General features: G+C 40.7%; 20 protein-coding genes and 1 pseudogene. 13 read left to right on the top strand and 8 right to left on the bottom strand.

Features of this window, described 5'->3' with window-relative positions; translation table 11 throughout:
• The first annotated feature begins 5 nt into the window (after nucleotides 1-5).
• From ACH30E_RS06870 to ACH30E_RS06855, 4 genes and pseudogenes are all read left to right on the top strand, one after another.
• A complete protein-coding gene (locus ACH30E_RS06870) occupies nucleotides 6-722 on the top strand; it encodes a (Fe-S)-binding protein (protein WP_294994358.1) in 717 nt (238 codons plus the stop codon).
• Nucleotides 723-739: 17 nt separating this feature from the next.
• The gene (locus ACH30E_RS06865) at nucleotides 740-1,150 is read left to right on the top strand and encodes an EVE domain-containing protein (protein WP_490824220.1); all 411 of its coding nucleotides are present in this window, start codon (nucleotides 740-742) and stop codon (nucleotides 1,148-1,150) included.
• Between the two features lie 114 nt (nucleotides 1,151-1,264).
• The gene (locus tag ACH30E_RS06860; RefSeq protein ID WP_490824219.1) at nucleotides 1,265-2,149 is read left to right on the top strand and encodes a DUF4349 domain-containing protein; all 885 of its coding nucleotides are present in this window, start codon (nucleotides 1,265-1,267) and stop codon (nucleotides 2,147-2,149) included.
• Nucleotides 2,113-2,835 (top strand): annotated as a pseudogene (locus tag ACH30E_RS06855) (SIR2 family NAD-dependent protein deacylase). Before ACH30E_RS06860 ends, ACH30E_RS06855 begins: the two are co-directional and overlap by 37 nt.
• 34 nt (nucleotides 2,836-2,869) lie before the next feature.
• Here the strand turns inward: ACH30E_RS06855 and ACH30E_RS06850 are convergent.
• Nucleotides 2,870-4,102 carry a nucleoside recognition domain-containing protein gene (locus ACH30E_RS06850; RefSeq protein WP_490824218.1) on the bottom strand — a complete coding sequence of 411 codons (1,233 nt, stop codon included), beginning with the start codon at nucleotides 4,100-4,102 and terminating at the stop codon, nucleotides 2,870-2,872.
• A 167-nt stretch (nucleotides 4,103-4,269) separates the two neighbouring features.
• Here ACH30E_RS06850 and ychF point away from each other — a divergent pair, with 167 nt between their 5' ends.
• The 3 genes from ychF to ACH30E_RS06835 are packed head-to-tail and all read left to right on the top strand — an operon-like array spanning nucleotide 4,270 to nucleotide 7,425.
• The gene (gene ychF / locus ACH30E_RS06845; protein WP_490824216.1) at nucleotides 4,270-5,373 is read left to right on the top strand and encodes a redox-regulated ATPase YchF; all 1,104 of its coding nucleotides are present in this window, start codon (nucleotides 4,270-4,272) and stop codon (nucleotides 5,371-5,373) included.
• Nucleotides 5,374-5,425: 52 nt separating this feature from the next.
• The gene (locus ACH30E_RS06840; RefSeq protein ID WP_490824215.1) at nucleotides 5,426-6,562 is read left to right on the top strand and encodes an NAD(P)/FAD-dependent oxidoreductase; all 1,137 of its coding nucleotides are present in this window, start codon (nucleotides 5,426-5,428) and stop codon (nucleotides 6,560-6,562) included.
• Nucleotides 6,563-6,609: 47 nt separating this feature from the next.
• Nucleotides 6,610-7,425: a glutaminyl-peptide cyclotransferase gene (locus ACH30E_RS06835; RefSeq protein ID WP_490824213.1), complete on the top strand. Its 816-nt coding sequence runs from the start codon at nucleotides 6,610-6,612 to the stop codon at nucleotides 7,423-7,425.
• Here the strand turns inward: ACH30E_RS06835 and ACH30E_RS06830 are convergent.
• From ACH30E_RS06830 to ACH30E_RS06815, 4 genes are read right to left on the bottom strand one after another with little or no spacing between them, the layout of a single operon-like run.
• Nucleotides 7,412-8,314, bottom strand: coding sequence for a class I SAM-dependent methyltransferase (locus ACH30E_RS06830; RefSeq protein ID WP_490824211.1), 903 nt, complete (start codon nucleotides 8,312-8,314; stop codon nucleotides 7,412-7,414). The two genes, ACH30E_RS06835 and ACH30E_RS06830, sit on opposite strands and share 14 nt — an antisense overlap.
• A 12-nt stretch (nucleotides 8,315-8,326) precedes the next feature.
• A complete protein-coding gene (locus ACH30E_RS06825) occupies nucleotides 8,327-8,845 on the bottom strand; it encodes a hypothetical protein (RefSeq protein WP_294994331.1) in 519 nt (172 codons plus the stop codon).
• A 9-nt stretch (nucleotides 8,846-8,854) separates the two neighbouring features.
• Entirely contained in the window at nucleotides 8,855-10,612 is a 1,758-nt protein-coding gene (locus tag ACH30E_RS06820; RefSeq protein ID WP_490824208.1) for a hypothetical protein, read from the bottom strand.
• A gap of 10 nt (nucleotides 10,613-10,622) precedes the next feature.
• Entirely contained in the window at nucleotides 10,623-13,664 is a 3,042-nt protein-coding gene (locus ACH30E_RS06815) for a tetratricopeptide repeat protein (protein ID WP_490824206.1), read from the bottom strand.
• Nucleotides 13,665-13,824: 160 nt separating this feature from the next.
• On the opposite strand from ACH30E_RS06815, the gene ACH30E_RS06810 reads away from it, so the two are divergent.
• Entirely contained in the window at nucleotides 13,825-14,250 is a 426-nt protein-coding gene (locus ACH30E_RS06810; RefSeq protein WP_294994322.1) for an acyl-CoA thioesterase, read from the top strand.
• On the opposite strand, the gene ACH30E_RS06805 is transcribed toward ACH30E_RS06810, so the two are convergent.
• A complete protein-coding gene (locus tag ACH30E_RS06805) occupies nucleotides 14,235-14,663 on the bottom strand; it encodes a DUF6526 family protein (RefSeq protein ID WP_490824204.1) in 429 nt (142 codons plus the stop codon). The genes ACH30E_RS06810 and ACH30E_RS06805 overlap by 16 nt on opposite strands.
• 111 nt (nucleotides 14,664-14,774) lie before the next feature.
• Nucleotides 14,775-16,160: a D-alanyl-D-alanine carboxypeptidase/D-alanyl-D-alanine endopeptidase gene (dacB, locus tag ACH30E_RS06800; protein WP_294994316.1), complete on the bottom strand. Its 1,386-nt coding sequence runs from the start codon at nucleotides 16,158-16,160 to the stop codon at nucleotides 14,775-14,777.
• A gap of 42 nt (nucleotides 16,161-16,202) precedes the next feature.
• Here dacB and ACH30E_RS06795 point away from each other — a divergent pair, with 42 nt between their 5' ends.
• The 5 genes from ACH30E_RS06795 to ACH30E_RS06775 all read left to right on the top strand — a co-directional run bounded on the left by ACH30E_RS06795 (nucleotide 16,203) and on the right by ACH30E_RS06775 (nucleotide 20,726).
• Nucleotides 16,203-17,459 carry a competence/damage-inducible protein A gene (locus ACH30E_RS06795; protein WP_490824201.1) on the top strand — a complete coding sequence of 419 codons (1,257 nt, stop codon included), beginning with the start codon at nucleotides 16,203-16,205 and terminating at the stop codon, nucleotides 17,457-17,459.
• A 230-nt stretch (nucleotides 17,460-17,689) separates the two neighbouring features.
• A complete protein-coding gene (locus ACH30E_RS06790) occupies nucleotides 17,690-19,129 on the top strand; it encodes a dihydrolipoamide acetyltransferase family protein (protein WP_490824199.1) in 1,440 nt (479 codons plus the stop codon).
• 60 nt (nucleotides 19,130-19,189) lie between these two features.
• Entirely contained in the window at nucleotides 19,190-19,543 is a 354-nt protein-coding gene (locus tag ACH30E_RS06785) for a hypothetical protein (RefSeq protein WP_294994307.1), read from the top strand.
• A gap of 42 nt (nucleotides 19,544-19,585) precedes the next feature.
• Nucleotides 19,586-19,774 carry a hypothetical protein gene (locus tag ACH30E_RS06780; protein WP_294994304.1) on the top strand — a complete coding sequence of 63 codons (189 nt, stop codon included), beginning with the start codon at nucleotides 19,586-19,588 and terminating at the stop codon, nucleotides 19,772-19,774.
• Between the two features lie 229 nt (nucleotides 19,775-20,003).
• Complete coding sequence (locus ACH30E_RS06775) at nucleotides 20,004-20,726, top strand: hypothetical protein (protein WP_490824196.1); 723 nt, start codon at nucleotides 20,004-20,006, stop codon at nucleotides 20,724-20,726.
• A gap of 261 nt (nucleotides 20,727-20,987) precedes the next feature.
• On the opposite strand, the gene ACH30E_RS06770 is transcribed toward ACH30E_RS06775, so the two are convergent.
• Nucleotides 20,988-23,909, bottom strand: coding sequence for an alpha/beta hydrolase family protein (locus ACH30E_RS06770; protein WP_294994299.1), 2,922 nt, complete (start codon nucleotides 23,907-23,909; stop codon nucleotides 20,988-20,990).
• Nucleotides 23,910-23,919 lie beyond the last annotated feature (10 nt).

The raw sequence follows: 23,919 nt of genomic DNA, 5'->3' as shown, positions 1-23,919 counted from the left end.
AGTTTATGCGCGTACAGATTTTCATACCCTGTTTTATAGACCAACTCTACCCCGGTGTGGGGTTCAGCATGGTAAAAGTACTGGAGAAAGCAGGTTGTGAAGTTGATTATAATGCCAACCAAACCTGTTGTGGTCAACCAGCTTTTAACGCAGGCTTCTGGGGTGAAGCCAAAGATGTCTGCAACAAATTTATCGAAGACTTTAGTGGCTCTGATTATATTGTGGCTCCCAGTGCAAGTTGTGTTGGTTTTGTAAAGAACTATTACAGTAAACTGTACGAACAATCTTCACAACAACAAGTGGCCCGAAAACTTAGCGAAAGAATTTTTGAACTTTCAGATTTCCTGGTAAATATTTTAAAGGTTGAAAACCTGGGTGCAAGCTTTGAAGGAAAAGCTACTTATCATGATAGTTGCGCAGCACTGCGTGAATGTGGATTGAAACAGGAACCCAGGAAATTGTTACAGCAGGTAAAAGGACTTGAACTGATAGAAATGGCGGATAATGAAACCTGCTGCGGATTTGGTGGTAGCTTCGCTGTGAAATTTGAACCCATCAGCGTAGCAATGGCAGATCAGAAAATCACGAACGCAACCGCAACGGGTGCTGAATATATTATCAGCACAGATATGAGCTGTCTTATGCATATTGATGGTTGTATTAAACACAAAGGATCAGGATTAAAAGTTGTACACCTTGCAGATGTACTTGCTTCATTTTAAACCCCATATAACTTATTATGGCTTACTGGCTTATTAAATCAGAACCCTTTAAATACAGTTGGGATAAATTTGAAAAAGATAAATCTACTTTCTGGGATGGCGTACGTAATTATGCAGCCCGAAATCACCTGCGTGCGATGAAGAAAGGCGACCAGGCATTTTGGTACCATAGCAATGAAGGACTTGAAATAGTAGGTATCGCTAAAGTTATCAAAGAAGCATACCCCGACCCTACTGCAGATGATGATACATGGTCAGCAGTTGACTTCGCCCCATTTAAAAAACTAAAGACACCCGTTTCTCTTGCTCAAATAAAGTCAGACAAAAGACTATCCAATATGGCTTTGGTACGTTTAGGCCGTCTATCGGTACAGCCAGTTACAGATGAAGAATGGAAAATCATCCTGGAACTTTCAGGCACCAAATAATTTACTGCTGAGTTTTAACAATTCTTCCCGGGTTACTTTTTACACGTGAATGGTATTCATGGTTACAGGCCTGTGCATTTTTTACTTCACTGCATCTAAATAATAAACATTTTTATGAAGACCATTTCATTCATGGCCTCTATGGCCATACTGTTTGCTATTGCCTGTAACAGCGGTTCAACTGAAAGAGCCGATATCGCCACCACTATTCAAATGGAACCTGCAACGGTAGCTGATTCGACCAATGCGGCTACAGATAATATAGCCGATATACCTACACAGGATGAACCTGCAAAACCTAAAAACATATCTGGTAAACCAACCTATACTGATTGGGATAAGAAGCTGATTAAAACAGCCAATATCACCATTGAAGCGAATAACTATACGCGTTTCGATCAGGATATCCGGCAGAACCTGAAAAGATATGGGGCTTACATCGCATCTGAAGAACAGACATTTTCAGAGGAAAGAAAACAAAACCAGATGACCATCAAAGTGCCCGTTGCCGAATTCGAATCTTTACTCAACAGTTTTGCTTCAGACAGTGTTCGTATCATACAGAAAAACGTAGGCACAGAAGATGTAACCGCTGAAATGTATGATAGCCGGTCTAGAATTGAAGCCAGAAAAAAAATTAGAGATCGTTATGTACAACTCTTACAGGATGCAAAGAAAATGGACGATATATTAAAAGTTGAACAGGAGATCAATAATATTCAGGAACAATTGGAGTCGGCCAATGGACGGTTGAATTATTTATCGCATCAGTCTGCTTACAGCACAATACACCTCAATTACTATTCATTCATCACAGCTACTTCCATAACACCAAAACCAAACCCTTTCTGGACAAGATTAAAAGATGGTTTTGCTGAAGGTGGTGATATATTGGTGGAAATTATACTGATAGGCATTCGTATCTGGCCCTTAATTTTATCAGGACTATTGATCGGATTTTTATGGAAACGCAGAAAAATACAGGTACTCAAAAAATAAAACCAAAACTGGTAATACTCACTGGTGCTGGCATCAGTGCTGAAAGTGGTATCAAAACATTTCGCGATAGCGACGGACTCTGGGAGGGCCACGATGTTTATGAAGTGGCTTCCCCCAGGGGCTGGAAGAAAAATCCATGACTGGTGCTTGAATTTTATAACCTAAGAAGAAAAGATATTGCCAATGCTAATCCGAATGCAGCCCATACTGGTCTTGCAGAACTTGAAAAAGCGTATGATGTTCATATCATCACACAAAATATCGATGATCTGCATGAACGTGGTGGAAGCACAAAAGTCTTACACCTGCATGGTGAGATATTTAAAATGAGAAGCGAGCATGATGAATCATTGATTTATGCCATCCGAGGCGATATAAACCTTGGCGATACTGCTGAAGATCACCATCAGCTCAGGCCTTATATCGTTTGGTTCGAAGAACCCGTACCAATGATTACCGAAGCAGCCCGTATAACTTCACAGGCAGACATCTTTGTTGTTATTGGCACATCCCTGGTAGTATATCCTGCTGCTGGCTTATTGGATATTGCACCAGCACATATCCCGAAATATATCATCGACAAGCATATCCCAACAACACCCTCAATAAAGCATCTTACCAAAATTGAAGCCCCAGCCTCAGAAGGGGTAAGCAGGCTGAAGGAGCTACTAGCAGATGGACGATAGTCCATAGACCATAGTCCATGGTCCATGGTCTATCCTAATGAAAGAAAATGTAGCCGATAATAATGGCCATTACAACGCCAATTATATCTGCCAGCATGCCTGCCCAGATGGCGTAGCGTACTTTTTTTATTCCTACGCTGCCGAAATAAAGTGCAATGATATAGAATGTGGTATCAGCAGAACCTTGGAAGGTGGATGCCAGTTTGCCGACAAAAGAATCCGGGCCATGAACCTGCATTGCATCGAGCATTAACCCTCTGGCACCACTGCCACTGAATGGTTTCATGATGGCAACAGGAAGTGCCGCTGTAAAGTCTGTATTCACACCTGTCTGCATCAGCAACCAGGTTATTGCATCTACCAAATAACCCAATGCGCCGCTATCGCGAAACACACGAATAGCCACCAACATTCCTACCAGATAGGGAATGATTTTTATGATTACATCAAATCCTCCTTTAGCTCCTTCTACAAAAGCGTCGAATACATTTACCCGCTTCCACATCGCCCCAACAATAATTGCTACAACAATTAAAAGCAATAAGAAATTACCTGTGATTTTACTGAATACTTCCCTTTGTTCAGGTTGCATACCCTGCACCCAGAATAACATAAGGGCCACCACTAATAACAAACTCCCTATCCATCCAAACATCACCCTATCCCATTTTAGTTTTTGCTTCATCCCTACTACAAAAATGGATGCCAGCGTTGTACAAATCGTAGCAAGAACAAGTGGTATAAACACACTCGCCGCTTCCTTAGAGCCTGCAGCAAGCCTGTAAGAGATAATGGTTAAGGGAATTAAGGTGAGTCCACTGGTATGTAATACCAAAAACATGATCTGTGCATTGGAAGCTTTTTCTTTTTCAGGATTGATGGATTGGAGTCCTTCCATCGCCTTTAAGCCAAACGGCGTTGCAGCATTATCCAGCCCCAGCATATTGGCGCTGAAATTCATCACCATTTGTCCCATCGCAGGATGTTTTTCAGGAACTTCAGGAAAAAGTCGCTTCAAAAATGGATTGAGTATTTTAGCAAGCCAGTTAATAGCTCCGGCTTTTTCAGCAATATTCATCAGTCCAAGAAAGAATACCATTGCTCCCGTTAAAGGGAAAGCTACGTCTATCACAGAACTTTTGGCACTATCAAACATCCCATCTACCAGGGTCTTAAAAACATCGGTATCATGCAGAAAGATGAATTTATACAGTGCTATTACAAACGCAACGATAAAAAATGCTATCCATACGATGTTAAGGGCCATGGTGTTGAATTAGATCGTGAAAATAGTGAATAGTGAGTAGTCAGTGGTCAGTAGTCCCTAAAACTTTTGAATATTATATTCTCCTAAATTCACTACTGACTACTCACTACTCACTATTCACTAATCTCCCCCCAAAGCGCTATATTTGCCGCTCGAAAAATCGGATTATGGCTTTACAAGCAGGTATTGTAGGATTACCCAATGTTGGAAAATCAACCCTTTTTAATGCAGTTAGTAATAGTGCCAAAGCACAGGCTAGCAATTACCGTTTCTGTACCATTGAACCCAATGTGGGCCTGGTAGATGTTCCGGATGAGCGACTTGCGAAACTGGCAGAACTGGTGGTTCCGGATAGGATTGTTCCTACTCAAATGGAAATAGTGGATATCGCAGGTCTTGTTAAAGGTGCCAGTAAGGGTGAAGGACTTGGCAACAAATTCCTTGGAAATATCCGTGAAGTAGATGCCATCATCCACGTGATCCGTTGTTTTGAAGACGAGAACGTTTTACGTGAAGAAGGAGCCATTAATCCTGTTAGCGATAAAGAAATTATCGATACCGAATTGCAATTGAAAGACCTGGAAAGTGTAGAAAAGAAAATGCAACGGGTAGAGAAAATGGCCAGGGTTGGTACTGATGTAAAAGCAAAAGCCGAATTTGAAATATTGTCGCGTTGTAAGTCACACCTCGAAAAAGGCAAAAGCATATTCTCACTTGGACTAAGCAAGGAAGAAAAAGCAGCGGTAGCTGATCTTTTTTTATTGACAGATAAACCTGTATTGTACGTGGCCAATGTAGATGAAGCCAGCATGCATACAGGTAATAAGTTCTCAGAACAATTGAAAGTCGTTGCAGCAGCAGAAGGCGCCGAAATGATTGTGATGTGTAACAATATTGAAGCCCAGATTGCTGAAATGGATTCAGAGGAAGATAAGCAGATGTTCATGGAAGAATATAAAATGACAGAACCTGCCTTAAACAGACTTATCCGCACTGCATATAAATTATTGAACCTCGATACTTATTTCACTGCAGGTGTGCAGGAAGTAAGGGCCTGGACCATTCATAAAGGATGGAAAGCGCCACAGGCAGCAAGTGTTATTCATACTGATTTTGAAAAAGGATTCATTAAAGCGGAAGTAATCGCTTATGAAGACTTTATAAAATATGGTAGTGAAGCTGCTTGTCGCGATAATGGCAGATTAAGGATTGAAGGAAAGGAATACATCGTAAAAGATGGCGATGTAATGCATTTCCGTTTCAATGTATAATATATCCCTACCCTGGAACTAATTCCAGGGCAGGATTCTGTACTTTCGCTACATGGTTAGCTTGTCTATTTGGGAAAAAGAATCTTTTTACGCTCCCTGCGATATTGCTATTGTAGGCGCGGGATTAATGGGGTTATGGACAGCACTCTCACTGAAAGAAAAAAATCCCCGCGTTCGTATTACCATCCTCGAAAAAAACAAGACTCCTCTTGGGGCATCCACACGTAATGCAGGATTTGCGTGTTTTGGTAGTCCCACTGAATTATTCAACAACCTGGAAACCATCGGAAAAGATGATATGTTACGCATTGTAGAAATGCGCTATAAGGGCATTGAAAAAATTCGACGGTATTTTACTGATGAGCAGATTGACTTTGACCCATGTGGCGGATATGAATGCATCAATAAAGACTCCAGGCACTGGCCTGCACTTGACGACAGAATCAGCCATCTCAACAAATTACTGAAAGATATTACCGGCAAAAGATCTGTGTTTACGTATGCAGGCAACAAACTGGATAGCCTCGGACTACAGCATTTCGATACCCTGGTTGAAAACAATACCGAAGCAGCTTTACATAGCGGCAAACTGATACAGGTTTTAACGAAACTGGTTATTTCAAAAGGCGTACAGATTCTCTATAATTTCGAACTGAAAGACTGGAATTCAAGTGCAAATGATATTGAACTGATTTCATCAGGAGGAGAACGAATTAAAGCATGGCGTACTGTTCTTTGTACCAATGCATTTACACCTTCTCTGATTCCGGATAGTGAAGTTACTCCAGGCCGGGGACAGATCATCCTTACCTCTCCCATACCTAATCTCCCAATGATGGGAACATTTCATTTTGATGAAGGATATTATTACTGGAGAAACCTGGGCAACAGAATATTACTTGGCGGTGGCAGAAACCTCGATTTTGAAGGCGAAACCACTACAAACATGGAGGGCTCTTCCGTTATCAAAACTGCTTTGGAAGTTTTTCTAAGGCATCACATGCATCCTTCTATTCAATATAATATTGAACAGTCGTGGAGCGGCATCATGGCATTTACAGATACCCGGCAGCCTATCACCACATTTAAAGGTGAGTTTTTTGTTGCAATTGCCTGCAATGGCATGGGTGTTGCATTAACACCTGTTATTGCCGAAAGCTTTGCCGGTGATATACTTTCACATTATTAATGCATTTATTTTTTACCAATTCATTATTTTAGCCTGAACTTTAGCAGATGAAATTTTATCCCTATTTACTGGCATTTATTTTAATCGCCTCTTGTGTTGATAACAAGACAGACAATAACCAGGACAATAACAATACTACCGCTATACCTGCCCCAACAAACCTTAATTATTCTATTGTAAAAGTATATCCGCACGACACCAGCTATTTTACAGAAGGCTTAATATGGCACAATAATGCCCTTTATGAAGGCACAGGCCTTGAAGGCGAAAGCAGGTTAGTGAAAGTTGACCTTGAATCAGGTAAATACAACCAGAAATTGGATCTCGCAAAAGATTATTTTGGTGAAGGCATTACTATCTTGAATGATAAAATTTATCAGCTTACCTGGATGAACCATAAAGTGTTTGTGTATGATCTCGCTACTTTTAAGAAGATCAAAGAATTTACCTGGGACATGGAAGGCTGGGGAATTACACACAATGGCAAACAATTAATTGTAAGCACAGGCTCAAGTAATTTATACTTTGTGAACCCTGAAACTTTTGCCATCGAAAAAACACTTGGTGTATTTGACAATAATGGATACCTCGCTAACCTCAATGAGCTTGAATTTGTGAATGGAAGTATTTATGCAAATGTGTATCTAACAGATATTATTGTAAAAATAAATCCGGAAACAGGGTTGGTAGAAAGCCGGATGGACTTTTCAAACCTCCTAAAAAGAACCAATCAGCCTTTTGATGAAAATATTTTTATGGAAAAAGGGTATGTATTGAATGGCATTGCCTACAATGCTGCTACCCAAAGTTTTTACATAACAGGCAAAAAATGGCCTGCTTTGTACGAAATCAAATTAAATTAAACACGTAGATCAGGGAACTGCAGCGACGCTTATCGCCTAATGCGGTTAGGTTTGATGAAATACCGCTTAATAAAGCTCCTGGCAAGTTAGGTTTCCCATTTTTGTATTGCTCACTGAGCATTGACACATAAAATGCATCGAACCACATGGGATGAATCGATTCCAGGTTAAATCCATGTTGCTTTGCGAGTTGTTCCATCCCTTTAGGTGAGAAATGATATAAATGCCTGGGAACATCCCACGCTGCCCATTGCGCACCATAAGCTGAAGCATCTTTACTGGTATAATTAGGCACTGCAATCACCAGTTTACCTCCCGGTTTAAGCAATGCAACAAACTGCCTGAAATAGCCATGCAAATCATGTACATGCTCCAATACATGCCATAGCGTAATAACATTGAATGATAATTGCGGCAGGCTGTAAATATCATCTGCAGACCTTAACTCAATACCGTGTTTTTGTTTGGCATTTTCCCTGGCAATGCTATCCGGCTCCAATCCGGTTACTGTCCAGCCAGCCTGCAACATAGTTGTAACAAAAGCACCTGTTCCGGCTCCGATATCCAGTAATGCCCCCTGGTTTAATCCGCTGACTTTCTGTATCAATCGTTTTTTGCGACCAAGCGTATACCCTCTGACCCAATGGTATAATTTATTGATCAATCCTTTAGCCGTATCTGAATGAGAAATATATGCCGCAGACTGATAATACGCACCTATATGGTGGATATCTGGAACTGATTGGGTAAACCTATTGGCACAGGTAACGCAATGCCATATTTCGAATGCGGTATTGCTTACAGTATAATCCTTAGCTGCCATTACTGGATGAATGGCATCACTGTTACAAAAAGGACAATGGGTATAATTCACAATAGAGGCGCTCATGCATGCTAAACTTTAGAGATAACGGTAGGCTATGGCTGCAATGCCTAAAAGTAAAAGGATGATGGCATAGATCCACCAACCAGAATCATTTTTGTCAACTGATGCATCTTCAGCAGTCTCATCAGTCTGCCAAACAATACCATAAGGCAGGTCAATGGATGAGGGTTTAATTGCGGGTGTCGCAGGTATAAAACCAATAACCCCTTCTGTTGTTTGTTCAAGCGTACCAATAAAAGGCAGTTTCACAAAAGCATCCCGTGTAAGTTGTTCCCGGATAGATGATACCCAGGTGTTAAATGAGCCTATGGCAGCTATTTCATCCGTCGACATTTCATGCGCAAGGAACTGAAAGAGATTCTTATCGGCTGTAACCGGCTTTTCTTCAAACAATATTTGCTGTACAGGCGCCTGCATTACCGTTCCATCTTCCTGTACGGATGCAGGTGTACGGTAAATGGCAAACCCTCCTATTTCAGGTATGCCCAAACGGCCGTTTAAAATGAGGTATTTGTACAGTAAATCTTGTATCATAGTTCCCTTTTACCGGAACGAATATACAACTCCCCCCAAAACATTCAATCCTAATACTTCATATTGGTTCCAGCGCTGATATTTATTATTAAGTACATTATTTAATTGTACCCATAAATTCAGTTTAGGCATCACAGAAAACTCAGCTCCAAGATTAATATCTGCAGCCGGCTTAAGTTTGAAGGTATTGAGGTTTACATCGCGGTATTTACTGCCATCCCAGAAAAATGCATCCGCTTTCAGTTGAAGATCCTTTAATATTTTCCATTTTAAAGTACCTGTTACTTCAAAAGGCAATAAGCCCCAGGGCTCATAATTGGGCAAATTGGAATATTTACGGAAAGTAGCACCTGCTAATAAAGAGAGTTTCTCCTGTAATGTATAACCGAGTTCTCCATGAATCTGTACAACATTCAGAGAAGTTTCATACAAAACAGAAAAATCTTTGCCATCGGTAACGGAATTGGGGAATACTGGCTGGTTATTCAATTGTTGAAAGGAAATTCTGGCCCTATAAGTTAAGTGGTTTCCTGCAGCTCCTTTGATACCCGCGTACTGCTCCATAACTTTTGTATTCCTAAGCATCAACATCGGCGTATTGATCCATGGATTAAAATCGGCTATACTTCGGTAACTATTCTTATTAAAATAGCCAACCCAGCCTGCCTCTGCCACCAGAGGGGTTTCCGGAACTTTTACTTCTGCTGTGATATTAGGCAGGGTAGCAAATTTTCCATTATCCCAGGATGGTCTGATACCTCCAGAAAGTTTGAAGCCTTTGCTTACATATTCGATGGAAGGACTAACATAGAAAAGGTTATTGGTTTGTTTCCACCTTGATCCAATTCCAGTTACTTCAAAATCGGTGCTGGCAATATCAGCAGTTACACCAAGATCGATGGCAAAATGCTCTCCGAATTTCTTCTTTAATGGCGCATTCAAGATTAAGTTGTATTCTTTATTTGAACGGTTATCACTGAAATAATGCAGGCTAAGTTTCGGTGCATAAGTAATATTGAAAGCATTGGCTTTCTTGTTGCGCAAACCAATTTCAATCCCGGCATCATTAAACCTTCTAAGTAAAGAGCTTTTACTATAATGGTACAATGTAGAATCATAGCCATAATAATAGCGGGTAGTATTTTTATACCAGGCTTTGGTGGTCCACTCGTTATTATTGTTTGTATTAAATACAGATAGCACACTTAACCCCAGGTTTGCATATTGTTGGGCAAAAAGATTTCCTTTATTAGTGAGGTAATCTGCTGTTACAATAGTATTGCTTTTTACACCATCACCGAATGAGAAAGCCCCGGAGAGCAGGAAGCTATTGAAATTACCCAGACCAACTTTTACGGAATGGTCATTCTGCCAGTGAAAACCAGTATCAACGGGAAGTGCAAGTGGTTTAATCGGTACCGGCTGATAAGAAAAAAACAGGTTCTGTGCCGGCACGGTATAAGTAACTGGTGTTCTTGATGAATCAACAAATGGAGACGCAGCGGTAAAATTTATTTTGGCTGCATTCTTTAAAGAAGGTTTGAAGGCAGATGTAACCGTTACTACCTTGGGAGCAGAAGTATCTCCTAGTGCTTCCCTATTGGCCATAGATTCAGCCTGCTCGCTGGGAGCCGTAGTTTTTTTAACGGTGGTTGTCTTTTTAGGAGTAGTTTTCTTTTTTACAGTACGTCGGCGTTGTGCATCGGATGTAAGTACCGACAGCAACATCAGTGCAACTAAAACTCCTTTATATGTTTGATGAATCATGTATGCTGATTTATTCTTGTTCAACCTGATTAGTTTTCGCTTTTTCCGCAAGCACCTGCGTAAGTTTTTGCTGTGCTTCTGTTTTTAGCTCAGCTATTGTACCATTGTCTACAATACTTTTAAAAGTGGCTTCCGCATTAAACAGGTCTTTTTGTTTGAAATATATATCACCCAGGAGCAGGTAACTTTTTGTTACCCAAAATTCATAGGATCCTGATTTTTTAATAACCTCAAAAGCAGATTTCTCGGCATCTGCCAGTTTATCCTGCTGGAATAATATTTCAGCGATACGGTACTGTGATTCTGCACTATACTCAGATTTACCAGTTGCAATAACTTGCTTATAAGCATTTATTGCCTGATCAGGTTCATTATTTAACTGATGATTTTTTGCTACTACCAGACTTGCCATCATTCTATCATCTGTGGCAATACCAGATGCTTTCAGCAATTCTTCCGCGTTAGGGGCTGCTTCCGCCCATTTCTGTGCTCTGAACTGGCACCGCAGTAATCCGCGCATGGCCTCCAGTTTATTTTCCTGCTGTGTGGCAATAGGTTTTAGTTGTGTGAAATATTTTTCAGCCTGTTCATAATCTTTCAATTCAAAATAATAAATGCGTGCAGCTTGCAAAACGCTTCTCTCCGCAAAAGTACTTACCCCCTTCCCAGCTACCGCAACATAAAATGGAAGTGCTTCTTTCAGGGCTTTTTCATTCACCAGTATTTCTGCCGTAAAATAATTGGCTTCAATCTGGTATCGTCCATCGGGGAACTTTGACAAATAATCTTTGTACCCATTTTTTGCGCCCACCATATCCTTCACATCGTATCGTAACATGGCCGACTTAAACGTTAAAGAATCTTCCTCGTTATAAGTAACTGGTCTGCCATTGGCTCGCATAAAGGCAGCAAATTCTCCGGGCTGCTGGCGCTCTACAAATAAATTTCGGATATACTCAATAGCTCCATCCGTTTCCTTTGCATTGGGATATGTTGATACAAGTGTTTTAAAGTGCGTAAGTGATTCTTCGTTTTTATCAAGGTTAAAATAGGCGATACCGGCTTTCAGGTAAGCTTCTGGTTTTAAAGATGCAGCTTTATTTCCTTTGATGAGTTTATTCAATGGCACCAGGGCTGCTTCATAATTTTCATCCGCTATATAAGTATTGGCCATTTCAAGTGCCGCATCTGTGGTGAATGGAGAGCTTGGGTACTTAACATCAATACTCTGTAATAAGGTAAGTTTTTCTGCATTCTGGTTCATCGCACCTGCGATAATTGCTTTTTGGAACAGTGCATAATCGGCGCCATTCATTTGCAAAGCCATAACCTGATCGTAAATTTTTAAGGCCTGACGATAATCTTTATTCATAAAATAACAATCGCCTGAACGCAGGTAAGCATCCTTTTCTATGGCTGTAGATGAGGATCCGATATTTTTCGCAATCAGCTCAAACTGCTCCTTTGCAGCAGGATAATTTTCCGTTTTCAACAAAGCATATCCAAGGTTATACCTGGTATTCAATGTATTCACTTCCCCATTCGAAACAGGGTTTTTAAGGTAATCAGTGAAGAATGCTATTGCAGACTCATTATTTCCATTACGGTATGCAATTTCACCTTTCCAGAAACGGGCCAATGATACAAGGGTATTATTATAAGGCACTTCCAGTAAGCGACTTAACAGTGGATCGGCCTGCGACAATTGCTGGTCATTGATGAGTTCTACCGAACGTCCATAAAGTAATCTGGGATATACTTTCATGGCGTTCTCACTGCGCACAGGTAAGCTTTCATACAATGCAAGCCCATCTTTGTAGTTGCTGGTATTAGCAAGCGTGCTCACCAGCAATTCTCTTGCTTCCTGTAGCATTGTAGAGGTAGGGTATGCTGCGGTAAAAGACTGAAACCCTTTTTGTGCTGCATCCATAAATCCTAACTCATAAGAAAGTTTGGCGTAATTGAAAGCTGATACTTCCTTTTGTAAAGCATTGCTGTTATTGGCCGCACAAAACTGAAATGCATTCCTTGCATTTGTTTTGTCGTTCGTTTTCAAATACGCATCGGCCAACAGGTACATACTATTTTGTGCCAGAGAATCTTCTCCTCCGCCTAACTGTTTAAATCCATCGATAGATTTGGTCCAGTTCTTTGCTTCATAATAACAGTACGATAATTCATATAGATCCTCCCTTCTCACTTTTTGGTTACCTGCAACATATTTTTCGAGATATGGAAGCGCATTGGCATATTGTCTTTTTTCAAACCAGAGATGACCAACCAACTGTCTTAATTGAAGATCATAATATTGCCCCCCTTTTTTCAGCGCAGCTTCGCCATAGGATAATGCTTTGTCGCGCTCTCCATTGAAATAGTAAATTTCAGTAAGGTAAAAAGGTATGACGTTCTGGTAATCGGGAGATTGTTCTGCAATCTGGAAGCTTGTAATGGCTTCCCCATATTTTTTCTCATTAAATGCTATAAAGCCATAATAATAGTTCGCATCTACATAGTTGGGATCTTCTGGGATCTGGCGAATGGAATTAAACAGCGGTCTGGCTTTATCAAACTGCGCCATGGTAAAATATCCATAAGCCTGATGGAATTTCATGTCTGCAATTTCACGGTTGCTGAGGTTGGCAATATTGGTTTTTTCATAGCTGGCAACTGCTTCCTGCAACATTTTTCTTCGGTAATAATACTCCCCCAGATGAAAGTGCATCATTTGTACATGTGGTACATCGTATTCTTTCTCAACAAAATCAACTGCCATCGGCGCAGCGGTTGAATCGTTAATCTTTAAACCACAAAGTATATAGTAGTATTTCGATTCAAGCTGAACCGCCATTGGCAGGTTACTGTTTACCGCACCATTACTATATATTTTTTTGAATACAGGATATGCCAGACCATATTGGTCGTTTTGAAACAATTCCTTTGCCTGCTTGAATTCGGCATCAGGATCCTGCAACAATTGTGTTATCTGTGCCTTTGTGCCGCTATGCAATGCTAGTATGGCTACAGTGAGGCTTATGGATAGGAATCTGTTCATAGATTGCGACTGCTTAATGACAAAGATTTCTGTTTCTTTCTTAATGAAAAGCGAAAAACCTTATTTAAAGGTAGTATTAGCGTTTTGTAAGGAAAGGCTTAACAGGTATTTGTGGAAAAACAGATCAAGAGCGTAAGTTTGTCAACAAATCAGGATAACTATGTACACGCACAGCACTACGGTAAGGATAAGGTATGCAGAAACCGACCAGATGGATATCGTGTATTACGGCAACTATGCACAGTACTTTGAAGTAGGCCGGGCCGAGTCGATAAGGGAACTGGGATTTACCTATAAAAAAATGGAAGAGATGGGTATTCATATGCCCGTGGTGGCGATGGAAGCACGTTTTTTAAGGCCCGCGCATTACGACGACCTTATAACCATTAAAACAATCTTGAAGGAATTACCCACCGATCACAGCATCAGTTTTTACAATGAAGTATACAATGAGCAAAATAAATTGCTCACCACGGGAAAAGTAACCTTGTACTTTATTGACAGCAATACCGGCAAAAAAACACAAATGCCCGTTGCTTTATATGAAAAACTAAGCCCCTATTTTGCGGATCAAAGTCTGTTATAATCAGGGCGCCAGTGCTGAATGGCAGCTTTAATATCTTTACTGTCCAGCATTTCTTTTGAGGCCCTTTCAGCCAATGCAGGCAATTCCTCATCGGAAGCAAAACGCAGCGCAATAATTTGTCTTAATCGCAAATTACCGGGCAGTGGCTTCCCTGTTAGTATAAAATGACGGAATTGTTCTTCTGCCCTAATGGCCCTGTCTTGCGCTTTTAAGGCAAATGCCCGCACATACCAGTAGATAAACCCAAGCACAACACTGATCAAACAGATGAGTGATGCCGAATACAGGTTATCATCAGAAGCATCTGCCAGATTGATAAAAGCACCTATCAACAAACAAAGAAGGGCTGGCGCCACAAAAAAATGCCATACAGGTACATAGCGTGTATGGTTACTAAAGTTTTGTTCTTTCATAATATGTTATTTTAAAGTTCCCTGCGCAAACCTAGTGATCTCTCGTTCTCTGCGGTGAACATTCGCTCTTTTAACCGCAGAGAACGAGAGAGCGCAGAGGTTACGCGGAGGTTATTTTAGTTCATCGAGTACAAGAAACATTTTCTTTACGATTTCACTGGCAGATCCGTCATAGTTATTTACAAGCATGGCAATGGTATAATTAATACCTTCCTTTGAAGTATGATAACCTGCAAAACCCTTTGATCCTCCGATTGTTCCACTCTTTAATTTCATTTTATTATATTCAGGAAAAGCATCCTGATAATATTTGAACCAGTCTTTTGTTCGTGCATATTGCAATACTTTAACCAATGCACTGGTAGTTACCCGGTTTTGTGGCGATAATCCACTTCCATCAATCATTCTAAGTGACGCAGGATCAATACCTTTCTCCTTCCAGAAATCTTTCATAATGGTAAGACCTTCATCAGTAGAACCGAAGCCTTTTTGCTGCCAGGCGATTGTTTTTACCAGACTTTCTCCATAAAGGTTTATGCTTTTTTTCATGAACCAATAAATCACACTATCTAAAGTTGGTGATTCCTGTGTGTGCAGGGCCGTCATCTTTGCGGTGCCCGATTTAACCCTAACGCCAGGCGTTTTACCTGCAGAAACAAGCTGGGCCGCCAAACTATAAGCGAGTTGTTGTTGAGGATCGGTCATGGATCCTGAAATAGTAAACCTTTGCTGAGCCGGAGGAATTGTTCCCCTGATAAAAACCCTTTCATTGTAAGGCGCGGAAAATATATAGGCATTATCTCCACTCCCCTTTTTCCCTGCTTTCAATTCATTCGTAAAAAGCAGGTTGTATAATTTAGGAACGGTCTTAACAATATGAACAGCATCTCCCGTATTCAAACCTGATTTCAGTACTACATCATACTGGTTCTCCCGCCAATTGAGGCCATAAGCACCCGCCCCATAATAGTTCCCCATATCATCCCATGGCCATCCTCCCGGCACGGATGATGTTTCCCACTGATCGCTATGGGTGATAATATTTCCGGAAATTGATTTGATGCCTGCTTTTCCCAACAATACTTTCCACTCACGCAAAAGCAGGGTATCGCTGGTTTTACTGTATCGCCAGCTACCAAGAGTAGGATCCCCTGAACCTATGATATGCAGGTTTCCATTGAGTTTGCCATTGGTAATTGTTCCATCATAAGCCAACTGGGTTTTATAGGTAAACGCTTGTCCCAGTAAATCAAAAGAAGCCGCACTGGTGACTATTTTCTGGCAACTGGCTGGGGCCAGACCAGTATTTGCATTGTATTCATACACAACTGCTCCGGTCTCGCTGTTTATAACGGAAAAGCCAAGGGTTCCATAGCGCATCTGCGAATCGGCAAGCAACTGCTGAACCGCTTTTTCCAGCTTGTCCTTAACAGATTGTCCATGTAAACCGGACATAAAAAAAATCAAACTAACACAACTGTAAACAAGTCTTCTCATAAATGCGTTTTACCTTGCATTAAAATTAAGCGCCTGTAAAGTATGGAAAAAGTTTTTGCCTCAATTATAACAATCGGCGACGAATTACTGATTGGTCAGGTTATTGATACCAACAGTGCCTGGATAGCACAGGCATTAAACAAGATTGGCGTTACCGTAAAACAGAGGGTTGCAGTTGGCGATGTTTGGGAAGATATATGGAATGCCCTGGACGAAGAAAGCAAAAAATCGAAGATCGTGTTGATTACCGGTGGCTTAGGTCCTACAGCAGACGATATCACCAAACCATTGCTTTGCGAATACTTTGGTGGGAAGATGGTAATAGATGAAGTTACCCTTGCGCATGTTACCTATCTTTTCGAAACTGTATTCAAAAGGCCGATGATTGAAAGAAACAGAAAGCAGGCCGAAGTACCCGATGTATGTACCGTATTGAAAAATGTCCGGGGAACTGCGCCGGGTATGTTGTTTGAGAAAGATGGTGTATTATTTTTTTCAATGCCGGGTGTCCCACACGAAATGAAATGGCTGATGGAAAATCAGGTGATCCCCGTCATTGAGAAAAGATTTACCAGAGGTGTTGTACAACACAAAACATTGCTAACTGCAGGAATTGGCGAATCATTTCTGGCAGAATTGATACAGGATATTGAGCATACATTACCTGCACATATTAAATTAGCTTACCTGCCTAATTACGGCATGGTAAGACTACGTTTAACTGGTTCTGGAACATTGGCCGAGGTATTAGAAAAGGAACTTGCATTTTACTTTAATCAACTCACCGAAAGAACCAAAGAATTCCTGGTTATTGATGAAGATCTTCCAATGGAACTGGTAGTAGGTAAATTATTAAAGGAGAGAAAACAAACCCTTGCTACTGCTGAAAGTTGTACCGGTGGTTATATTGCACACCAAATCACCAAACACAGTGGTGCTTCTGCCTATTATATTGGATCGGTAGTGAGTTACGACAACCGGATAAAAGAAAACCTGCTGAAAGTACCCTCAGAAATATTGAATACCGTAGGGGCCGTTAGTGAAGAAACGGTACGGCAGATGGCAGAAAAAGTAAGGGAGATTATGCAAACAGATTATTCCATCGCAGTAAGTGGTATTATGGGACCAGAAGGTGGGAGTCCAACTAAACCTGTAGGAACTGTTTGGATCGCCATAAGTTCTGCTGAAAAAACCATTGCCCAGTTGTTTCAATTTCGCTTCGACAGGGAAAGAAATATTGCTCTTACAGCTACTAATGCCCTAAACCTGTTAAGACAATTGATAATTGAAAAGTCATAATTTCTTTCAAATAGCTTATATATTTGAATAAATTAATACATTAAATACATAAATCACTGGTAATTAAGTAGGTTGTGCATAAACACAGGCTAGTTTTTTCGGTTTTCGGCCCTGAATTGTTTATTTTCTCATTAATATTGCCCCCGAAAACAAACGGGTGTAAGTTTTAGATAGGATAAATTGTAAAAGAACCGGTTTTTTGATCATTTATATTAAACACTACGAATTGTATGGCTATTGCTGAACTGGTGATGCCCAAATTGGGCGAAAGTATTATGGAAGCGACCATCCTGAAATGGAATAAAAAAGTGGGCGACCATGTGAAGCAGGATGAGACTGTGTTGGATATTGCAACAGATAAGGTTGATAGTGAAGTACCTTCTACTGCAGAAGGTGTAATTACAGAAATATTATTCAATGTAAATGATGTAGTACCTATCGGTACGGTTATCGCCAGAATTAATACTGCTGGCGACAGTGTTGCTGTTGTGGAAGCACCAGTCCCTGTTGAAACGCCTAAACCTATTGAAGTACCAACACAGGTAGTAACCACTGCTCCCATTGCAGAACCAGTTGCAGAGCCTCCTGTTGCTGAAATACCTTATGTACCAGCTGAAGCGCCTGTACTGCTCGAAAAAGCAGCAACCAATCGTTTCTATTCCCCACTTGTACTGAATATAGCCAATAGCGAAGGCGTTAGCTTGAGCGAATTGGAAAGAATACCAGGTACTGGTACCGACGGAAGAGTAAGCAAAAAAGACATACTGGCTTATGTTGCGGATAAAAAATCAGGCAAAGTAGCGCCTGCTCCAACAACTGCCGCTCCGGTTCAGGCTGCACCAAGATTTGAATCTGCTGCTATAAAAGCAACTGAATCAAATTCTGCTCCTATTGCCATTCAATCCGGCTCTGGCAAACTTAGTGACCCATCGGCTGTAGTTGTGAGTGGAAATACAGAAATTGTAGAGATGGATCGTATGCGTAAGCTGATTGCCAAGCACATGGTAGACAGCAAACATACCAGTCCGCATGTCACCAGTTTTGCAGAAGCAGATGTTACGAATATGGTTCAGTGGCGCGAGAAGGTAAAAGTAGAATTTGAGAAAAGAGAAGGCACCAAACTCACTTTCACACCGATGTTTGTGGAGTGCATTGCAAAAGTAATTGAGCGTTATCCCCTGATCAACTGTTCACTGGATGGTGATAAAATAATCATCAAGAAAGATATCAATATTGGTATGGCTACCGCCCTGCCATCCGGCAACCTTATTGTTCCTGTTATCAAAGGAGCCAATCAATTGAATATTGTTGGACTAAGCAAAGCGGTAAACGGACTTGCAGATGCGGCCCGTAATAACCGTCTCAAACCTGATGATACCAATGGAGGCACTTTTACACTTACTAATGTAGGTACTTTTGGAAGCCTGATGGGAACCCCAATTATTTCTCAACCACAGGTAGCCATTTTAGCAGTAGGTGCTATTAAGAAGCGTCCAATGGTTATTGAAACAAAAGAAGGCGATACTATTGGCATCAGACATATGATGTACCTCTCCTTAAGTTACGACCATCGTATTGTAGATGGAAGTATCGGAGCCAGTTTCCTTACAGATGTAGCAAAAGAATTTGAGAAATGGGATGCTGAAAGACAATGGTTTCAATATCTCTAACCAATTGTTGTTTTTGATGAACGGTTTTGCGGATACAGGCGGGTAATTAACTTGCATGCAATGAAAGTAGTAGCCAGCATATTACTCATGCTAACCGGCTTCTTTACAATAAGGCCATTGGTAATGATGTATCCTCAGACAACAGATTCCTGCGAATCTGTTAATGCCTGCAGGAAAGTGTGCGGTGAAAATAAATCCAACCAAAAAAACACTCCTGATAAGAACTGCGATACTACTACCAGATGTAATACCAGTTCCTGTTGTTTCGTTTATCAATATTTACCTGCAGAAGAAACCAACTGTAAAAATGGTTGGTCTGAATCACTCAAACAAATACCCCCTCACTATACTGAAAGGCCTGTTTCGGGCTATTTATCAGACTGCTGGCAGCCTCCCGAAGTTCTTTTTATTTGATATAAGCCAATCCATTTTATTAAACACATTAATTACCATCAAATGAAAAAAACAATGATGGCCCTGATCGCTTTTACCCTGATCAGCGGCATAACTATAGCTTCAGGCAACAACAACAATAAAAAAGAAACCAGCAAAGCATCTAAAGAAGTATGCGACAAAAAGGTTTGTAAGGATAAAAAAGATTGTAAAAAATCCTGCACACCTCCTGGTTGTACAAAAAAATGCTAATCATTTAGCATGATATAGGTGGCCCGCCAAAATTGGCGGGCCTTTTTTATTGGAAGACCGAAGGTCCGGAAGTCCGATAGACCGACGAGGCATAACTCCAATAAAACTTCTCTCGGTCTTCCGGACTTTCGGACTTTCGGACTTCTCCCTGATTTTCACATCCTGTTAATAAACAAATGCTGTTTTTGTTTTCAACTCTTTGTAAATTATGGAAACAAAACGGATCAGTATGAAGACCTTATCACAAACTTGGTTTGCAGATGGCTATATTGATTTTGAATTGAAGAAGTATACCCTTCTCGCCTATCTTCAGGAAATCAACCATCACTTTTGCCAGAACAAATTATACCCACAACTGGCAGACCTCATTTTCCATTATAATAACCTGGTTGCTTTTAAAGAAAATAAACAATACCTGCAGGAGCAATTCCCCAAACGTTTAACCGGCATACAAATTGAAAAGTTGCAACTCCTTTATGAATCAATGGTGGAAGATGACGAGTTGATGCAGGAACTGGAGGAAATAATTCAGTATGCTTCCCTTAACATGAAACAAGCCATCAGTAGTGGTACAGAAATTTATGAGTTTGTAGAAAACAAATTAACCATAGAACCCATCGGTCTGGTACCACTGGACCATAATGAAGGCTATTTCCTGCTGTGCGAGGGCACCTGCAAAAACACCTGGGTTTATCAGTACCGTTTAAGCATATTTGAAAAACACGACGAGAAATACCGGAGCATAAAAACCGAATTCGTAGATGTATGGCAAAGGAACATCGTAAACTCCTACCAAAACATCAAAGCCGAATTAATACGCAATCGCTCCGACCTACCCAACCCAGCAGTATACGCAGTTGAAACACCATTAAGTATACCACTCGAAGAAACATTGCTACCCATTGCAAAGAGAAGCCTCGTCCGGTACATAAGCACGATTTCTGATGTCTGATGGCGGATCGCTGATGTCAGATGTTGGATGTCAGATGGCAGATGTCAGATGTCGGATGTCGGATGTCGGATGTCGGATGTCGGATGTCGGATGTCGGATGTCGGATGTCGGATGTCGGATGTCGGATTTAATAAGAAAAGCTGAACACATTTAAATGTGTTCAGCTTTTCTTTCTGTAAAAATATAAAAAATCAAATCCGACATCAGCCATCAGACATCAGCCATAAATCTGCCATCTGACATCCGACATCTGACATATAATTAGTATCCGAGCCCCATGTCTTTCCCTTTCATAGTTGCAGGTACTCCTTCTGTGATCCATTTAGCGGGTTTGTCGCCTTTCAGGAGGTAGTCGAAGAACTGTTGTTCACGGATTTGTATGTCTTTTCTGTTTTTGCGTTCTACCAGGTTATGCGCCTCATTGTTGTAGTTCAACATCCATACTTTTTTACCTAGTCTGCGCATAGCAGTATAATATTCTATGCCTTGATACCAGGGTACAGCATCATCCGCATCGTTGGCCATAATTACCAGTGGTGTTTTCACCTTAGGCAACTGGAACAGTGCAGAGTTTTCGATGTATAAATTGGGTTTTTCCCATAAGGTAGCACCAATACGACTTTGTGTTTTTTCATACTGGAACTGTCTATTCATTCCCGAACCCCAACGAATACCGCCATAAGCGCTTGTCATGTTAACCACAGGAGCACCGGCCCATGCAGCAGCGTATAAATTGGTTCTTGTTATCAGATAAGCTATCTGATACCCTCCCCAGCTTTGTCCCTGCAAACCTAATTTAGTACTATCAACATATCCCTGTTTTACGACAGCTCTTGTTCCGCTTAAGATATAGTCATAAGCACCCTGGCCCGGATAACCTTTCTTATACCAGATATCCGGAACGAATACGACATATCCCCTGCTTACAAAAAAGGAGATATTCAATCTGGAAGGCGTTGGAGACGGAGCATTATATCCATATAAACCCTGACTGCTTCTCTCATAGAAATATACAATCATGGGATATTTTTTCTTTGGATCAAAGTCTTCCGGTTTATAAACAATACCTTCTGCTTCCTTACCAGTGTATGCTTTCCATTTAAACAACTCTGCAGTTCCCCAATTATAATTTGCCTGTTGAGGATTGGTATTTGATAATTGTTTTGCAGGTCCTTCGAATGACTGTACAAAAAGATTCGGCGACTGCTGGTAAGTTTCTTTTGTGTAGGCAACTACATTGGCATCTTTTGCTTTTTGCACTGCCGGGCTCACACTAACTTTTTCTTTAAATACCAGGCTAACTGTTTTATTGAAAAGATTAAGTGTTGCTAGTCCTGCGCTTTTATCGCGTTCGTCGAACATACGTAACAGCAGGGTTTGTCCGTGTTTAATAAAACGCTCTTCGCGATCTGTATTAATATAACGGAAGCTTACTTTATCCTTGCGACCTGTTGTTAAACAAACTGATGCAGCTTTTCCTTCAGGATCTACCTGCCAGATATCATAACGGTCGTAGATATAAACATATTGATCATCTGCATGCCATTTTACAATACCGTAAGGATTAGGATCATCCGGCACATCATTCTCTTCGTCAACTAAAGATGTTTTAATATCTTTTGCCACCTGATATAACTGTTGCGTTACATTGTTATAGACAAAATACTGTTGCTTTATTTCATCAAAGAACATCAGGTATTTACCAGTATAAGATGGTTGAAGATTGCCACCTTTTAAATCTTTCCTGATTATACTTGCCTCGCCTGTAAGCGGGTTTACTTTAAACACATCATTTAAAGTAAATCCTTGCCATTGGGTAGCAACGCGTTTACCAAAATCAGATACAGCATAAAAAACAGACCCATCACCTTCTTCGGTAGGAACAATGGTTCTAAGTTTTTCATTCCCTAATTGTACCACTTCATTTTTCGACATATCAAAAAAGGCCGTATAACTTCTACGCAGTTCATTATTCAAATTACGCAACTGCATAGGTTGTATATAATCATCGTTATAATGCCAGATATCTACATTTACCCTGTCGATTTCAGGCACGGTAGTATCTTTCACTGGCCATATCGGTAAAGTACCCAGGAATAATCTGTTGCCCGATTTACTGAAAGTAATACTACCAGGGTTGTCGCTGATGGTCCAATCAGCAGGTACACCCTTGGTTGTTTTATCGGCCAATAAACGGGCACTATCCATCCCGTCTTTATAGTAATATAATTTAAAGAATTTCTGTAAAGCTTTACTGCTACTGTCTCTTTCTGCTACAAATGCAACTTGTGTTCCTGCTTCATCCATACGATAGCTTTTGGCTTCGTTGAATTTTTTGAAGATAGTCGTTGTTGTATTGCTTTTAAGGTTCAGCTTAACAACACTTGCTGCTACTGATTCATCATTATTTTTTCTGGTTGTTTCAATTAATAAAACATCGCCTGTTTTATTAAAGAAATAATCTTTTACCAATGTAAACCTGCGTTCTTCCCCTGTAGATAAATTTCGAAGTACCAGTTCTGTACCTTCTTCTACCGGCTCTGCGGGTGGGCGCACTGCTGGCCTTGTTCCTCTTGCCGGTTGTAGCACTGCCAATCCGTTTGTTTTAGCCAGATTGGCCTTATTACGAATACTATCAGCCACACGCATAAGGCTATCAGCCATTGTAAGAAGATTATTGATTCTGGTAAGTGAATCTGGGGTTCGTGGACGATTGGTTTCTGGCAAAGCTTTATCTAGCAGGTAGGCAAGCCAGGTGCCAGACTCATCAGGTACTTTGTAGCTTTTAATTCTGGGTATTTTCTGCACATTGGTTTTACCAAGTTCCACTATAGCCAGACTATCTTTTGGCATATCATCCGGACGCCTTCTTTTTATTCTGGCATCTCTGGTATCCTTGTAAAAGGGTTTAATGCGACATATTGCATAGCGATTATCTTCAGTGATACTTACACTATAGCCCCGGGGTATCACAACTTTATAATCGCCGGCAACGGACTGAATATAAAGTACACCATCCCCTTCCTGGGGGTTTACAGCATAAGCGAGGTATTTCCCATCATTACTGATGGCTCTTTCGCCCAAAGCCTCCCATCCGTCATAAACAGTATGATCCAATGGCTTTTTCTGAGCAAGTACTTGTAAAGCCGGCAATAAAAGCATAGCCAGCAGTAGTTTTTTCATAGCAGTAGTT

The sequence above is a fragment of the Sediminibacterium sp. FW305-C-61 genome, from assembly GCF_058231065.1.
This window is presented reverse-complemented; position numbering and strand designations above follow the sequence as displayed.

Excerpts from the sequence above, each read along its gene's own strand:
- ACH30E_RS06870 (WP_294994358.1), top strand. The coding sequence starts at position 6 with ATGCGCGTACAGATTTTCATACCCTGTTTTATAGACCAACTCTACCCC.
- ACH30E_RS06865 (WP_490824220.1), top strand. The coding sequence starts at position 740 with ATGGCTTACTGGCTTATTAAATCAGAACCCTTTAAATACAGTTGGGAT.
- ACH30E_RS06860 (WP_490824219.1), top strand. The coding sequence starts at position 1,265 with ATGAAGACCATTTCATTCATGGCCTCTATGGCCATACTGTTTGCTATT.
- ACH30E_RS06850 (WP_490824218.1), bottom strand. The coding sequence starts at position 4,102 with ATGGCCCTTAACATCGTATGGATAGCATTTTTTATCGTTGCGTTTGTA.
- ychF (WP_490824216.1), top strand. The coding sequence starts at position 4,270 with ATGGCTTTACAAGCAGGTATTGTAGGATTACCCAATGTTGGAAAATCA.
- ACH30E_RS06840 (WP_490824215.1), top strand. The coding sequence starts at position 5,426 with ATGGTTAGCTTGTCTATTTGGGAAAAAGAATCTTTTTACGCTCCCTGC.
- ACH30E_RS06835 (WP_490824213.1), top strand. The coding sequence starts at position 6,610 with ATGAAATTTTATCCCTATTTACTGGCATTTATTTTAATCGCCTCTTGT.
- ACH30E_RS06830 (WP_490824211.1), bottom strand. The coding sequence starts at position 8,314 with ATGAGCGCCTCTATTGTGAATTATACCCATTGTCCTTTTTGTAACAGT.
- ACH30E_RS06825 (WP_294994331.1), bottom strand. The coding sequence starts at position 8,845 with ATGATACAAGATTTACTGTACAAATACCTCATTTTAAACGGCCGTTTG.
- ACH30E_RS06820 (WP_490824208.1), bottom strand. The coding sequence starts at position 10,612 with ATGATTCATCAAACATATAAAGGAGTTTTAGTTGCACTGATGTTGCTG.
- ACH30E_RS06815 (WP_490824206.1), bottom strand. The coding sequence starts at position 13,664 with ATGAACAGATTCCTATCCATAAGCCTCACTGTAGCCATACTAGCATTG.
- ACH30E_RS06810 (WP_294994322.1), top strand. The coding sequence starts at position 13,825 with ATGTACACGCACAGCACTACGGTAAGGATAAGGTATGCAGAAACCGAC.
- ACH30E_RS06805 (WP_490824204.1), bottom strand. The coding sequence starts at position 14,663 with ATGAAAGAACAAAACTTTAGTAACCATACACGCTATGTACCTGTATGG.
- dacB (WP_294994316.1), bottom strand. The coding sequence starts at position 16,160 with ATGAGAAGACTTGTTTACAGTTGTGTTAGTTTGATTTTTTTTATGTCC.
- ACH30E_RS06795 (WP_490824201.1), top strand. The coding sequence starts at position 16,203 with ATGGAAAAAGTTTTTGCCTCAATTATAACAATCGGCGACGAATTACTG.
- ACH30E_RS06790 (WP_490824199.1), top strand. The coding sequence starts at position 17,690 with ATGGCTATTGCTGAACTGGTGATGCCCAAATTGGGCGAAAGTATTATG.
- ACH30E_RS06785 (WP_294994307.1), top strand. The coding sequence starts at position 19,190 with ATGAAAGTAGTAGCCAGCATATTACTCATGCTAACCGGCTTCTTTACA.
- ACH30E_RS06780 (WP_294994304.1), top strand. The coding sequence starts at position 19,586 with ATGAAAAAAACAATGATGGCCCTGATCGCTTTTACCCTGATCAGCGGC.
- ACH30E_RS06775 (WP_490824196.1), top strand. The coding sequence starts at position 20,004 with ATGAAGACCTTATCACAAACTTGGTTTGCAGATGGCTATATTGATTTT.
- ACH30E_RS06770 (WP_294994299.1), bottom strand. The coding sequence starts at position 23,909 with ATGAAAAAACTACTGCTGGCTATGCTTTTATTGCCGGCTTTACAAGTA.